Below are 13,793 nucleotides of genomic sequence, written 5' to 3' on the forward strand. Positions count from 1 at the left end.
ATGGGACAACCTAATAGAAGAAGGCGATATATAGCTGGGCGATATATAACAGAGCGATAAATACGATACGGTCAGTCAGTTAGTAAGTCACATGAGGTTTATTTAATTCATGCTGCAATCACAACTACGCGCTTGCTCATTTGTTAGGGTCAACAACTTGGTAGCCCACGCCAGGTACGGTGACTATCATGGGTGTGTCAAATGGCTTATCAACCTGTGCGCGCACGCTATGCATATGGGTGCGCAGTGCATCACTACTGGGTATGTCTAGCCCCCACACTTTTTCTTCAATTTCAGCTTTACTGACGACTCTAGGCGCTGTACTCATTAGGATGTGCAATATTTTAAAGCCAGTGGGGGTAAGCTTCAGTGATTGTCCATCGCGTATAATAGTATGCTCACTATTGTTTAAGGACAACGCTCCGACGGCAATACTGTGGGCAAAATGATCGTCCTCGGTGCGACGTATGAGCGCTTTGATACGGCATTCCAGCTCAACCAGCGAAAATGGCTTGACCAAATAATCATCAGCGCCGCTATCAAACCCAGCCACTTTATCCAAGATTGTATCGCGAGCCGTGAGCATTAGCACAGGCGTTTTGTCATGCAGCTCTTCTCTGAGTTTTTTGCACAGCTGCGTGCCATCCATACCTGGCAGCATCACATCTAGCAATATCACATCATAACGATTGTTTGAGGCGAGTGTTAGCCCGCTATAGCCGTTGTGCGCGTTGTCCAACTCAAACCCTTTTGGCTCAAAAAAAGCATAAATATTGGCCACGATATCGGGGTTGTCTTCAATAACGAGTATCTTGTACATGATGCTGACCTAAAAAATAGTGGTTACCTAAAAGAACTGAACGATATAAAACGAATGTAGTGAGCTACTTTTAACAAATTATTTGAATTAAATTATTTTTAGCCACTCAACTAGAATGACCCAATTTAAAAAAAGTTGCTGCACCTTTGACTTCATCGGTCGTAATACCAAAAAAGCTAAGCAATGTCGGGGTAATAAAATCGTGCGACACGGGCTGATTGACCATACTAGAAAGACTTTCAGTATCGATACTATTACTATTGGGCGACCAAATTATCGTAGGCACGTGTTTTTGGGTATCGGGTGCGAACTTATAGGGCAAGCCGTGCAAGTAGATATTATTTTCACCCAAACTCTCCCCATGATCACTAATATATACCATTACCACATCATAATCTTGCTCATAAGGCTTTAACGTATCAATCACATTATTCAAAAAGTAATCGGTATAACGAATCGCATTATCGTAGCCATTTATCACAGACTGAGCATCACATTTAGACAGCTCATTGGTCATGCAGACAGGGTTATACGTTTCAAACGTTTTAGGATAGCGCTGATAATAGGCGGGGCCATGATTGCCCATTTGATGCAGCAGAATAAGTGTGTCTTTTGGCATATTTTTCTGTGAGCTGCCTGACTTTACAAGTTCATCAAACCCATCAAGCATACCGATATCTCGGCATTCAACATCGCAGTTGGGGTTTGTGTCAGCTGTTTTGTAGTCTTCAAAAGTAACACGATCCGCCACGCCTTTTGAGCTAGAGTTATTGTCCCGCCAAATGACATTGACCCCTTGCTTGCTTAGCGTATCTAGTACGTTTTCATTATACTTGGCGGTATCGATATCGTAGTCTGTTCGATTTGCATAGCTAAACATGCAAGGTACGGAGTAGGCCGTAGAGGTTCCGCAGGAGACGGCATCTTTAAAGCTATAAAGGTCTGACTGCTTTGAGAGCAGCGGTGTGGTGTTGCGTGTATAACCGTTCAAGCCGAAGTGATCTGCGCGAGCCGTTTCCCCAACCACAAACACCATTAGTTTTGGTTTGCCGCTGCCACTCACACTATTAGCAGGTGCCACGCGTTTCGCATCTGTCGCATGCAGCGTCAAAGTATCAGGACGGCGTAGCTCATCGACATAGCTTTCACCAAGTTTGATCGTAGAGTAAATAGGCGTGATTGGGTTGGCATAAGAACGGACTTGTTTATGCTGACGGAAGAAACTGGCGTATTGATCACCAAATGGCAAAATACAAACGACGATTAGCGCTATCGACAGTATCAAGGTGACTGTTTTTTGTAGAATACTGCGTTGCCAAGTAAAGCGTTTTAAACGAATTTTGCTAATGATAAATGCTGGCAACACGCCCAGTAGCAGCACACGAATGACCATGCTGGGGGCAAACAATCCCATCGCCTCTGCTTGATCGGTCTCCAGACTGTTAATCAACATGTTGGTATCAAATATCGTTCCATAGGCGCTAGTAAAATAACCACAGATGGCAGCGATAATCAGCAACGTAGCTAGTACGGGTTTGGCAATTGGGCGATAGCACAGCAGCTGTAATACCAGCCACATCAGTCCAAATAACAAGCCAATAATAGACAGGATAAATCCGACGTTTTTGCTAAATGGATAGACAGCCAGCACCTGCTCAAAGAACGCAATATTTGCAGTCACTACCAAATATAAAGCCACGATAATAATAAGATAACTGAGACTTATCTCACGATCATAGAGCTTACTAAGGTAGCTGGTCTTTGTATTGGCGTTGGGTGCGTTGATTTTTAGCACATTGGTCTTGATGACTTGAGGTATGGACATACAGATACTTCTCAACAGATGGTAGGAAACGTCATTCCTTACCATAGCAAGTGGTCTGTTAAGAAGATGTTAAGGCAATTGATGCTAACTATCATAAGTTAGATGTTGTATGAATTGTTGAGACGGCTTTATATATTCAAGTCAGGCAGGATTCATCATTGCCATCAACTGGGGTTTGTCCTTTATAGTGATAAAACCATAGTGCATATCGATAAGATGCTGCTTTTGCCACGATTGGATGATTTTATTGATGGTTTGTCTAGTAGTGCCAAGCATAAAGCCAAGCTCTTCTTGCGATAAGCGCAGATCTATTTTGATATCGTCTCCTATTTGCTGTCCATAAGTGTCAATCAGCCCAATCAGCATGCTAGCCAGTCGCGCTGAGGTATTGAGTGAGGTAGCATCGTCAATCCAATCAAATGCTCGTCGGATTCGCTCGCAGGTTATAAGCGCGAGGTGCTTGTATAAAATCGGATGCAACTGCGCTGTTTGAATCACCAGATTTCTAGGAATTGAGATTAGCGTTACTTTGTTAATCGTCCACGCATCATGGGTGCGAGGATTGTCATCTATGATAGATATCTCACCAAACCACTCGCCACTAGATAGATGCGCCAGTGTCATAGCATGGCCACTAGCGCTCACATTACAGACTCTAATTGTACCCGACATGACAAAGTGTAGTGCCGCATCATCGTTGTCACCGATGGCATGAATCATTTGGCCTTTTTGGTATACCTTTAGCACCGCATCGCCTGCCAATAGCGGCTGCACAATGGCTGGTAATTGACTAAACCATGGGTCGTTATTTAAATAATGATTGATATTCATAAGTGTAATGTTTTTGACAGATTTGGTTTTATGAAATGGTGTAAAGTAATCATTCAGGATATCTAACACAGTAAAGGAATACACCATGCAAACAACTATGCAAACTGCGACATCAACCGATTCAATCTCGAGTGTACACCATAATATGAGCGAACAAGAGTGGCAGATGCGCGTAAATCTTGCCGCCTGTTATCGAATGATTGCCTCTTATGGTTGGGACGATTTGGTATTCACTCACATCTCTGCGCGCGTACCAGGTACTGAGGATGAGTTTTTAATCAATCCGTACGGGATGTTATTTGAAGAGATTACCGCCTCTAGTCTGGTAAAGGTTAATAAAGCAGGCGAAAAAGTAGCGCCATCAGAGTTCGAAGTCAATCCAGCTGGATTTATCATTCATAGTGCTGTACACGAGGCTCGTGATGATGCGCATTGCGTCATTCATTTGCACACCAATGATGGGGTTGCCGTCTCAGCGCAAGAAAAAGGCCTACTACCCATCTCGCAACAATCATTATTTCCGCTATCCAACTTGGCATACCACGACTACGAAGGTGTCGCATTAAACCCTGAAGAAAAAGTACGCTTGGTTGCTGATTTAGGCGACGCTCACTTTATGATTTTGCGTAACCATGGTCTGCTCACCTGTGCCGATACGGTTGCCAATGCGTTCTTATACATGTATATCATGCAAAGAGCTTGTGAGATTCAGATCAAAGCGCAGAGCGGAGGAGGTGCCTTGACGCCGATACCAGCACAAATATTGGCAGGTATCCAAGCTGCATCAGAGCAAGTCACCCGTGGCGCGAATGGCGATATCGCCTGGCCTGCATTGTTGAGAAAATTGCGCCGCACTGATCCATCGTTTGAGGAGTAAGTCTTTAATGATAACTCTTGATGAGTGGCAACGGCAGGGGCAATATGAATCCATTAACGGGCATCAAATCTTTACTCGGTATGCAGGGGATAAAAGTGCACCTGTATTGCTATTGATTCATGGTTATCCTAGTGCCAGTTGGGACTGGGAAGGCATGTGGGACGCGCTAACCGAGCACTATTATGTCATCACGCTTGATATGCTGGGGTTTGGGTTGTCAGATAAACCTAAAAACGCGCGCTATCTAATCAGTAAACAGGCTGATATTTATCAAGCGGTTTTAGAAAAACTGGACGTCAGTGATTATCATATATTAGCGCATGACTATGGTGATACGGTGGCTCAGGAGTTACTAGCAAGACAAGTCGAAGGGAGCGCTGAGCGACACATTGCTAGCGTATGCTTCTTAAACGGTGGTCTGTTTCCTGAGACGCACAAACCTATCTTGGTACAGAAGCTACTGCTATCGCCATTGGGTCCTCTGGTATCAAAGCTAATTAATAAGCAGAAATTTGCGGACAGTCTACAACGGATATTTGGCCCCGACACGCAGCCCACAGTAGAGGTGATAGATACGCTATGGCAGCTGTTAAATCACAATGATGGATTGGGTGTGATGCATAAGCTGATTAACTATATACCACAGCGTCAGCAATACCGCGAGCGATGGGTAGGTGCGATTATCGACAGTACTGTACCGGTGAAATTGATCGCAGGTGCCAAAGATCCTATCTCAGGTCAGCATATGATTGATCGTTATCGTCAACTGATACCCAATGCTGATATAACCAATATGCCTATGTTAGGTCATTATCCGCAGATAGAGGATGCAGCGGCAATCACAGCGGCCTATCTACAATTTAGACGCAGTATTCTGTAAATACCGTTCAACCTAACGGACGCAGGGCATCAAATGGTGCTCTGCGTTTGTTATTCTCTTATCATCCTTTAACTCTCAAAAAATGCATCATTCTAAATGAGACTAATATCCGTGAGCGTAATCACAAAACTGTGCAAAAGGTTTTTGATAAAATGATCACCAAAAAACGGCGAGTTATCATTAAGTGGCCTATATGCGCAGTGCTACAAAATACTGATGACTTGATAAAAAGATATTTTGAAAAACTTGAGGTTCTGGAGCGTAGTCTAAGAGTCTATCTTTTAAGTTTATTATGAGAATATAAAGTAATCGAGTAAAGCCTAACAGATATAACTATTCTTAAAAGTTGTTATAAGTGGTTCCATTATACCAGTCTGTTTTAAGTAGTCTGTTAATAGGTTTTTGGGGTGAAATAGCTGGTTCCGCTGGGGTATACCGTAACTTCACATTGTAGATACTAGCTTAACAGCAAAGGTGTTAAGCTCAGTCATTATCTATAATTCACTCAAACTATAATAATTATCACATCCTATCTGATTTCCATTTTCACAACTTTTTTTAAACCATTCTTTCGCGTCAATACTGTTACTCTTTACACCTTCCCCTTTAATATACATAAGACCAAGATTATATTGTGCATCTGCATTATTTTGCTCAGCAGCCTTTGTAAACCATTTTATTGCCTGAACATAATTTTTTTCTGATCCCTCGCCTAAGTAGTATAGAAGACCAATGCTATATTGTGCATCTGCATTATTTTGCTCAGCAGCTTTTGTATACCATTTCATTGCTATATTAGGATTTTGCGGTACACCAACTCCCTCTACATAATGATAACCAAGATTAAGTTGTGCTGGTCCATAATCCTGTTCAGCAGCTTTTTTGAACCACTTTACCGCTTTGGTGTAATCTTGCTCAACTCCCTTACCCGCATCGTACATAAGCGCTAAATTATATTGAGATAATGCAAAACCTTGTTCAGCAGCTTTTAGACGCCACTTTGCTGACTCATTATAATTTTGCTCGACTCCCTTACCTTGTTCGTACATAACACCTAGATTATGTTGAGATTCCACGAAACCTTGTTCAGCAGCTTTTTTGAACCACTTTACCGCTTTGGTGTAATCTTGCTCGACTCCCTTACCTTGTTCGTACATAACACCCAGATTATGCTGTGCGAAAGCATCACCTATTTCAGCTAGTTCTTTTAAGCTTTCAACGTCATGGCTTTCGTCTTCAGCCACTAATTGCGCTTGATAAACACTTTGTTTATCAACATTTGAATCCTTCTGACAACTTATCAATGATATAGATAAGGATGTAAGGACTACGGATAATGAAATTTTAAACAAGGTCATTTAATACATTCACTCAGGAGGTTTTATTTGTTTAGATTATCATCTAAGTTAGAATTGTAGGGTCTAGCTACCATAACATCCATTATGGGAATATGTTCGATGCCTGTATAGCGCACCGATCACGAATAGAATATGCATGGTAAGTACACCATGAAGTACACTGAGACTATCTCAGCGAGTTAAAACGTTGATACCATTAGCCCACAGCTTAGTGTTCAAGTCCTCACTAGGGAACCGAACCTTTAACAGCCGTATTTTGGCTTTTTTCACTGACTATTTTAGATAAGTTTAGGCTTTAGCGCTGTCTACCCAAGAGAACTCTTCTAAGATACTCATCCATTGATCGTCTAATCCTGCTGTTAGTACTAGTGGCTCACCAGTGACGGGGTGGCTGAGCGCCAAAGTCTGTGCATGCAGCAACATACGCGTGCAATCATAGTGAGTACGAAAAAACCGTGTATGACGTATATCGCCGTGACTGGTATCACCCACGATATGATGGAATACATGTCTCATATGCCGACGCAGCTGATGTTTGCGTCCAGTTTCAGGCGTTAAGCGAACCAGACTATAGCGGCTAGTGGCATGCTTTTTTGATACTGCAAATGGCAGCTCAATTTGTGCCAAACTTTGCCAGTGGGTGACCGCTTCTTGAGCAGGTTTATCTAAGTTGGCAAATTTATCGGCAATGGCGTCAGGCTTAAAGCTCAACGCATAGTCAACAGTACCTTGCTCAGACATAAAGCCGCGCACCACAGCCAAATATTGCTTGGTCACTTTGCGTTCAGTAAACGCTTCGGTAAGGCTACGTGCCACGGCTGAACTCTTGGCAAACAACAACACACCTGATGTGGGTTTGTCTAACCTATGCACTGGAAACACATGGCAGCCTACCGCGTCACGGGTGAGCTGCATGGCAAAGCGTGTCTCACCTTTGTCCAGCCAACTGCGATGAACCAACAGACCAGCTTCTTTATTAATCGCTACTATATACTCATCTTCATAGATAATTTCTATTTGATCAGCCGTATTGCCTTCGATATCCATGTTTTCAGTGCTCATATTTTAGATGCGTCAATTATATATCCTTTTTATTGTACCTGTAGTGGCATAATAAATTTAGATAGTACTGCAGAGAAAGTAAGCAATAAAACTACCGTACCGTTGTTTATCTCTTTGCCATTAGCAGCAGCGTTAATATAAATGGTAAGACGCTAAATGATAATACGTCAGTTGCCGATGTATTGAGCATGGAAGTACCAACAACCATTCAACACTTTTCTACGCTCATTCTTTGTAATATATAGAGTATCAAGAAAGGAGTAGATTCATGAGTATTCAAACGTTTGAGCCAAAACTGGCTAATGTCGGCGGTATTCCAATCGCACGTTTACTACCTAACAAAGGCAAAAAACCTATCGGTGCGTGGTGCTTTTTAGATCATGCAGGTCCTGCTGATTTTGGTCAAGATGATGCAGGGATGCAAGTGGGTCGCCATCCGCATACTAACTTGCAGACTTTCAGCTGGATGCTAAATGGTGAGGTGCTACATAAAGACAGTTTGGGCAATCATCAGGTTATTACCAAAAACCAAGTTAATGTCATGACCGCAGGTACGGGCCTACACCAAGGCATCAGTCATACAGAACAAAGTGTCTTTCCAGATATGGGCGGTTCAGAAAATGCTGCACGTGGTATCAGTATGGTGCAGCTATGGATTGCGCTTCCCACCGATCAGAAAATCGAACGCAGTTTTCATCATTATCCTAAGCTACCGACATGGAGCGAGGGCAATGTAGAGATGATACTAACGACAGGCAGTTATACCAATACATCAGGTGAGACATTTAAAGCGCCTACCATTCAGTATTCTAAATTGGTTGGTATAGATGTGTACTTCAAGCAAGATGGCGAAGCGAAATTGAATTTAGAGCCAGGCTTTGAGTACGGTATCTTGGTTTCAGAAGGGGAGGTAGAGTCTGAAGGCAAGGTTTGTCAGCAAGACCAGTTATTCCGTTTTCATGATAGCGATGTCGCTAATAACAAAAGTATTAAGCTGGTTGCCAAAAAGGGCACACGTATCATGTTTATCGGCGGCGAACCGCTTAATAACCGAGTGCTAATGTGGTGGAACTTCGTTGCTGATAACAAAGCTGAGATTGAACAATCTATTGTTGATTGGAATAATGGCCATGAGCGTTTCGGTAATGTTGACTCTGATATGAAGCGCTTGCCTGCACCTGAACTACCGAAAGGTTTTAAAGGCTGATTACAGTTTGTCTCGCCCCCTCACTATTTGACCTTAACTCGTAGAAAACTGCTTAAGTAAAATACTGCTTAAATAAAATAAGGGTAGTTTGACGTAAGGATTAGAAGGGGTAAGCTGACCGAAAATCAAATCTTGATTCACACATAATTACCACGATGTTAAATCATATATGAATCAGGACAATATTTGAGATATAGCTCAGTTGGCTTACAATCAAAGCTTCAACGCTTAAGTTCTATAAAGGACTTTTACGACATGCCAGCCAAATTTGGTCTTTACTAAATGCGGGGTAAATAGTTCGCCGGTAAAGCAAACCTTATCGAATGGCCCTACCATATCGCCTTTGCCAAACTCACCTAAGCTGCCACCTTTTTTACCTGATGGGCAGGTTGAGTATCGCTTGGCCAGTACATCAAACTTAGCGCCTTTTTTAAGCTTGGCAATAATGTCCTCAGCTTGTTCTTTATGTTTTACTAAAATGTGCAATGCGCTAGCGGTACGAGCCATAATGTAACCCTTTCATAAAATATCAATTATCAGGACATTATATCACTACTTACCTTGGTTGCTAACCTCACTTGCAGGTGCTGAGTTCTCCCAAGTCATCCTTATACAATCGTGACTATAGGGGTTGGAAATAAGAAGTTTTAGTCATGTAAATTTTTATTTAAACTATAGTCTTTATTTAAACTACAGCCCTTAAATGACGGACATAAAAAAAGCCTCAATCTTTAGATTGGGGCTTTCGAATTGGGGATCTGTACTTTACTCATATCAAATCACGGAATCAAACTATCTACCAAAAGCTGAGTACTAGTGTTTAATGCCTCGTTAGCGAACTTCTTATTTCTCAAACTATGATTACACACCGCTTCAGTTTGCGTAGAAAAATCAGAATAGTGCTGAGTGACTGCCCAAATATGGAAAATCAAATGGATGGCAGACACGGACTTAATCTTGTTGTCTGCAATCCATCCATCAATCACTGCCACCTTTTCACGAACCAAAGATTTCAAAGGGCCTTTTAATACAGCCATCAAATGAGGTGCTCCTTGTATAATCTCTAACGCATACAGTCTCGATGCTGCAGGCGATTTTTTTGAGATTTTATACTTTTCTTCAATATAGGTCTTAAGGGCAACCCTTGGATCTTGGTTGACGTTAATCTCACTCAAAGGTGATAACCACTTACTCAGCACCTTTTCTAAAACAGCAACATACAGAACTTCTTTACTTTGAAAGTAATAAAATATATTCGATTTAGATATGTCAGCTTCTTCGGCAATTTGCTCCATGCGCGCGCCATTTAACCCCTCTTGGGAAAATACGATCAATGCAGCATTGATGATATGTTCTTTCTTTTTTAATATCTTTGCACTCGTCTCTGTCTCTTCTTTTAGTGCGTATTCTTTCACTATATTTTCCCTCATCGTAAAGCCAAAAAACCTAGTTTTAAATGATAGTTGATTCAATTTAAAAAAGGGTAGAAGTAACCAAATGCAGATGCTACTGGCTGATCAAAACAGATATGCCAACTACTCCAACAGCGAGCAATACCATATCGGTTTGCAGGTTCACTAACTATAGCAACCTGTTGTTGACCAGTCTTTTCTGCTGCTTATTCCACCTTATCTTCATTCAAACCATCATCAAAATGTACTTATAAATAATTTATACATTTGTGCACTATTTTATAACACTTTGCACCAATTTATAACAGCCCGCACTATTTCTCTGCATATTTTTAGACCATATGGTTTAATAATTTTTGTATGAAAAAAATATAAGTTATTGATAAATAACAATTAATTTATTTGGCATAAATTATGCTACATAAAAAACATGAAATAATCTTTATTTCTTTTATCGCTCTTTTCTTCCTCAAACGTATAGGTGAAATCATGGAAATAGGTATTTTTTGTCCGATTGGCAACAACGGCTGGTTAATCTCAAAAAACGCGCCGCAGTACAAGCCAACATTTGAGCTAAATAAACAGATTGTGCAACGTGCTGAGCACTATGGGTTTGATTTTGCCCTATCGATGATCAAGCTGCGCGGTTTTGGCGGGGAAACTGAGTTTTGGGATTACAACCTCGAGAGCTTTACCTTGATGGCAGGACTCGCGGCAGTCACGTCTAAGATAAAAATCTATGCCACATCGGCGACGTTGGTCATGCCACCGGCAATCGTAGCGAGAATGGCATCAACGCTTGACAGCATCTCAAACGGGCGTTTTGGATTGAATGTCGTGACTGGCTGGCAAGAAGCAGAATATGGACAGATGGGCATGTGGCCAGGCGATGATTATTTTGGTAAGCGCTATGACTACCTATCTGAATATGTACAAATTCTAAGAGATCTTTGGGCAACAGGCCAATCTGATTTGAAGGGTGAGTTCTTCCAAATGGATGACTGTCAAGTGAAGCCTATTCCACAAGCGGATATGAAGATTATCTGTGCGGGTCAATCAGATACAGGCTTGGCATTCTCTGCGAAATACGCTGATTACAACTTTGTCTTTGGTAAAGGTTTAAACACGCCAACTGCCTATGCCGGCATTAATGACCGCTTAAAGGTACATACGGATCAGACGGGCCGCAATGTTCCCACTTATGTCCTCTTTATGGTTATTGCAGATGAGACCGATGAAAAAGCCCAAGTAAAGTGGCAATCATACAATGATGGCGCGGATTTTGAAGCCATTGATTGGCTGCAGTCACAAGGTGGTAAGGACAAAACTTCAGGTAAAGATACCAACGTTCGCCATATGGCATCAAGCGTTTCACCAGTCAATATCAATATGGGTACGCTGGTTGGCTCCTTTGAAAATGTCGCCAGCATGTTAGACGAAGTCGCTGAAGTACAAGGTACGGATGGCGTTCTACTGACCTTTGATGATTTCGTGCAAGGTGTTGAAGATTTTGGTAGCAGAATTCAACCCCTTATGAAGAGCCGTATCAATGTCGATACCCCAGTTGCCAGTCAAGCTGTCAGCGAAGCCTAATAAAAGGAGCAGATATGAATTCGGTTAATACAATTTGTGCAGACTTTACCAAGGAATCCTCTCCTGTTTTAGAGTCGTTGCCTGAACCTATCAAGTTAGATCCCACACAGACGGCACTGATCGTCGTGGACATGCAAAATGCATATGCCAGTCAAGGTGGTTATCTGGATTTGGCTGGGTTTGATGTCACAGCGACCAAACCCGTCATCGATAAGATAAAGCAAGCCGTGGATATTGCGCATCAAGCTGGCATACAAGTCATCTATTTCAGAAATGGCTGGGACAACAAGTATGTGGAAGCGGGTGGTAGCGGATCGCCCAATTATCACAAGTCAAACGCCTTAAAAACCATGCGTAAGAATCCTGAAATTGAGGGAACGCTATTGGCAAAAGGGGGCTGGGATTATGAGTTGGTCGATGAGCTTATCCCTGCGCCTCAAGACATCGTTATAGATAAACCTCGATATAGCGGCTTTGCGAACACCAATTTCGATAGTGTATTGCGGTCACGTGGCATACGTAATCTATTGCTCACAGGTATCGCGACCAACGTCTGTGTTGAATCCACGCTTCGAGATGGATTTTTCCTTGAGTATTTTGGGGTGTTATTAGATGACGCTTGTTATCAGGCAGGACCAGTAGAGGCTCATGACGCCACACTATATAACGTAAAAACCTTTTTTGGTTGGGTGTCCGATGTTGCCAGCATGCAGCAGTGTTTTTCGAATAGTTAACGTTTTACTTAGCCAGTTTTTAGCAACCTAAACCACGATTTTCATACTTAACCTAACCGTAATAGGAATGTAGATATGTCTAAACAAGTGATTATCCCTGAAGGTACCAGCAAACCATTAGCCCCTTATGTACCAGCGACTAAGGCCGACAACATCGTCTATGTCTCGGGCACTTTGCCCTTTGATGAAAACAACGATGTCGTACATGTGGGTGATGCCGCTGCTCAAACTCGCCATGTGTTAACAACGATTCAAAACGTTATTCAAACTGCTGGTGGCGATATGGATGATGTGACCTTTAATTCGATCTTTGTAAAAGATTGGGCAGATTATGACGCGGTCAATCAAGTCTATGCAGAATTTTTTCCCAATGAAAAGCCAGCAAGATTTTGTATCCAATGTGGATTGGTTAAACCAGATGCTTTGGTCGAAATCGCGTCCATAGCGCACATTGGATAAAGACCTGTTTAAAAATAACTGCAGTTAGTGAATTTAAAGTTACCTGACATTGAACCCCTTAGCATTGGACTGTAGTAGGGCGCTTTAGTTGACTACACATGTGGCGGAATATTGTTTAAAAGGAAATGACAGATGAATACAGTAATTAAAGAAAGCCAAGTAACGCAATCCTCATTAATGAAACATAAGTCTAAAGAATCATTCACCTCTACGGCAGGAAACTTAACCGACATGCAGCAGTCTTTTAGAGATGCAATGAGCAAGTTGGCTGCTGCCGTGAACATTATTACCACTGAAGGTCCAGCAGGGCGGGCAGGATTTACAGCCTCAGCGGTATGCAGTGTCACTGACGAACCGCCAACCCTATTAGTATGTCTAAACCGAAGCGCTTCTGTATACAAATTTTTTAAAGAAAATATGGTGCTATGCGTCAACACACTTGGTCTTGAACATAAAGACTTAAGCGGTGTGTTTGGCGGAAAAAAGGCGTTGGAAGAAAGATTTGAGCAAGGCAATTGGTCCACGCTGTCAACTGGATCGCCTGTATTAGAGGATGCCAGTATCTCTTTTGATTGCAAAATCAAACTCATCAGCTCGGTGGGAACTCACGATATTCTTATTTGTGAAGTATTGGATATCAAACACAAGCCTGATTGTGAAAGTCTCATCTATTTCAATCGAGACTACCATCAATTAAGTAAGTGCAAAAACTAAGTATCACACCTCTACTTTTTA

Annotated in this window: 14 protein-coding genes; 7 read left to right on the forward strand and 7 right to left on the reverse strand. The window is 42.0% G+C overall.

Annotation, left to right across the window (positions count from 1 at the left end):
• Window positions 1-136: 136 nt before the first annotated feature.
• From JMX96_RS02985 to JMX96_RS02995, 3 genes are all read right to left on the reverse strand, one after another.
• On the reverse strand, window positions 137-820 hold the full coding sequence (locus tag JMX96_RS02985) for a response regulator transcription factor (protein WP_201567262.1): 684 nt from the start codon (window positions 818-820) through the stop codon (window positions 137-139).
• A gap of 106 nt (window positions 821-926) precedes the next feature.
• Complete coding sequence (locus JMX96_RS02990; protein ID WP_201567263.1) at window positions 927-2,645, reverse strand: phosphoethanolamine transferase; 1,719 nt, start codon at window positions 2,643-2,645, stop codon at window positions 927-929.
• Between the two features lie 141 nt (window positions 2,646-2,786).
• Window positions 2,787-3,476 (reverse strand): Crp/Fnr family transcriptional regulator, encoded by a 690-nt coding sequence (locus JMX96_RS02995; protein ID WP_201567264.1) that lies wholly within the window; start codon window positions 3,474-3,476, stop codon window positions 2,787-2,789.
• An 85-nt stretch (window positions 3,477-3,561) separates the two neighbouring features.
• Here JMX96_RS02995 and JMX96_RS03000 point away from each other — a divergent pair, with 85 nt between their 5' ends.
• Complete coding sequence (locus JMX96_RS03000) at window positions 3,562-4,353, forward strand: class II aldolase/adducin family protein (protein ID WP_227676881.1); 792 nt, start codon at window positions 3,562-3,564, stop codon at window positions 4,351-4,353.
• A gap of 7 nt (window positions 4,354-4,360) precedes the next feature.
• Window positions 4,361-5,233 carry an alpha/beta fold hydrolase gene (locus tag JMX96_RS03005; protein WP_201567265.1) on the forward strand — a complete coding sequence of 291 codons (873 nt, stop codon included), beginning with the start codon at window positions 4,361-4,363 and terminating at the stop codon, window positions 5,231-5,233.
• A 494-nt stretch (window positions 5,234-5,727) separates the two neighbouring features.
• On the opposite strand, the gene JMX96_RS03010 is transcribed toward JMX96_RS03005, so the two are convergent.
• The gene (locus JMX96_RS03010) at window positions 5,728-6,591 is read right to left on the reverse strand and encodes a tetratricopeptide repeat protein (RefSeq protein ID WP_201567266.1); all 864 of its coding nucleotides are present in this window, start codon (window positions 6,589-6,591) and stop codon (window positions 5,728-5,730) included.
• Between the two features lie 288 nt (window positions 6,592-6,879).
• The gene (truC, locus tag JMX96_RS03015) at window positions 6,880-7,653 is read right to left on the reverse strand and encodes a tRNA pseudouridine(65) synthase TruC (RefSeq protein ID WP_413786728.1); all 774 of its coding nucleotides are present in this window, start codon (window positions 7,651-7,653) and stop codon (window positions 6,880-6,882) included.
• 268 nt (window positions 7,654-7,921) lie between these two features.
• Between truC and JMX96_RS03020 the strand changes: the two genes are divergently transcribed.
• Window positions 7,922-8,860 (forward strand): pirin family protein, encoded by a 939-nt coding sequence (locus JMX96_RS03020; RefSeq protein ID WP_201567267.1) that lies wholly within the window; start codon window positions 7,922-7,924, stop codon window positions 8,858-8,860.
• Window positions 8,861-9,088: 228 nt separating this feature from the next.
• Here the strand turns inward: JMX96_RS03020 and JMX96_RS03025 are convergent, their stop codons facing one another.
• Window positions 9,089-9,367: a peptidylprolyl isomerase gene (locus JMX96_RS03025; protein WP_102078430.1), complete on the reverse strand. Its 279-nt coding sequence runs from the start codon at window positions 9,365-9,367 to the stop codon at window positions 9,089-9,091.
• 272 nt (window positions 9,368-9,639) lie between these two features.
• A complete protein-coding gene (locus JMX96_RS03030; RefSeq protein ID WP_227676882.1) occupies window positions 9,640-10,275 on the reverse strand; it encodes a TetR family transcriptional regulator C-terminal domain-containing protein in 636 nt (211 codons plus the stop codon).
• 486 nt (window positions 10,276-10,761) lie between these two features.
• Here JMX96_RS03030 and rutA point away from each other — a divergent pair, with 486 nt between their 5' ends.
• The 4 genes from rutA to rutF all read left to right on the forward strand — a co-directional run bounded on the left by rutA (window position 10,762) and on the right by rutF (window position 13,772).
• Window positions 10,762-11,865, forward strand: coding sequence for a pyrimidine utilization protein A (rutA, locus tag JMX96_RS03035; RefSeq protein ID WP_201567271.1), 1,104 nt, complete (start codon window positions 10,762-10,764; stop codon window positions 11,863-11,865).
• A gap of 14 nt (window positions 11,866-11,879) precedes the next feature.
• Entirely contained in the window at window positions 11,880-12,599 is a 720-nt protein-coding gene (rutB, locus tag JMX96_RS03040) for a pyrimidine utilization protein B (protein WP_201567273.1), read from the forward strand.
• 75 nt (window positions 12,600-12,674) lie between these two features.
• Entirely contained in the window at window positions 12,675-13,058 is a 384-nt protein-coding gene (gene rutC, locus JMX96_RS03045; protein WP_057761062.1) for a pyrimidine utilization protein C, read from the forward strand.
• A 132-nt stretch (window positions 13,059-13,190) separates the two neighbouring features.
• Complete coding sequence (gene rutF, locus JMX96_RS03050) at window positions 13,191-13,772, forward strand: NADH-dependent FMN reductase RutF (RefSeq protein WP_191114002.1); 582 nt, start codon at window positions 13,191-13,193, stop codon at window positions 13,770-13,772.
• Window positions 13,773-13,793: the final 21 nt, after the last annotated feature.

The organism is Psychrobacter sp. JCM 18900 (assembly GCF_904846625.1).
Lineage (GTDB): Bacteria > Pseudomonadota > Gammaproteobacteria > Pseudomonadales > Moraxellaceae > Psychrobacter.

Coding starts and splice junctions, on each gene's coding strand:
- JMX96_RS02985 (WP_201567262.1), bottom strand. CDS start 820: ATGTACAAGATACTCGTTATTGAAGACAACCCCGATATCGTGGCCAAT.
- JMX96_RS02990 (WP_201567263.1), bottom strand. CDS start 2,645: ATGTCCATACCTCAAGTCATCAAGACCAATGTGCTAAAAATCAACGCA.
- JMX96_RS02995 (WP_201567264.1), bottom strand. CDS start 3,476: ATGAATATCAATCATTATTTAAATAACGACCCATGGTTTAGTCAATTA.
- JMX96_RS03000 (WP_227676881.1), top strand. CDS start 3,562: ATGCAAACAACTATGCAAACTGCGACATCAACCGATTCAATCTCGAGT.
- JMX96_RS03005 (WP_201567265.1), top strand. CDS start 4,361: ATGATAACTCTTGATGAGTGGCAACGGCAGGGGCAATATGAATCCATT.
- JMX96_RS03010 (WP_201567266.1), bottom strand. CDS start 6,591: ATGACCTTGTTTAAAATTTCATTATCCGTAGTCCTTACATCCTTATCT.
- truC (WP_413786728.1), bottom strand. CDS start 7,653: ATGAGCACTGAAAACATGGATATCGAAGGCAATACGGCTGATCAAATA.
- JMX96_RS03020 (WP_201567267.1), top strand. CDS start 7,922: ATGAGTATTCAAACGTTTGAGCCAAAACTGGCTAATGTCGGCGGTATT.
- JMX96_RS03025 (WP_102078430.1), bottom strand. CDS start 9,367: ATGGCTCGTACCGCTAGCGCATTGCACATTTTAGTAAAACATAAAGAA.
- rutA (WP_201567271.1), top strand. CDS start 10,762: ATGGAAATAGGTATTTTTTGTCCGATTGGCAACAACGGCTGGTTAATC.
- rutB (WP_201567273.1), top strand. CDS start 11,880: ATGAATTCGGTTAATACAATTTGTGCAGACTTTACCAAGGAATCCTCT.
- rutC (WP_057761062.1), top strand. CDS start 12,675: ATGTCTAAACAAGTGATTATCCCTGAAGGTACCAGCAAACCATTAGCC.
- rutF (WP_191114002.1), top strand. CDS start 13,191: ATGAATACAGTAATTAAAGAAAGCCAAGTAACGCAATCCTCATTAATG.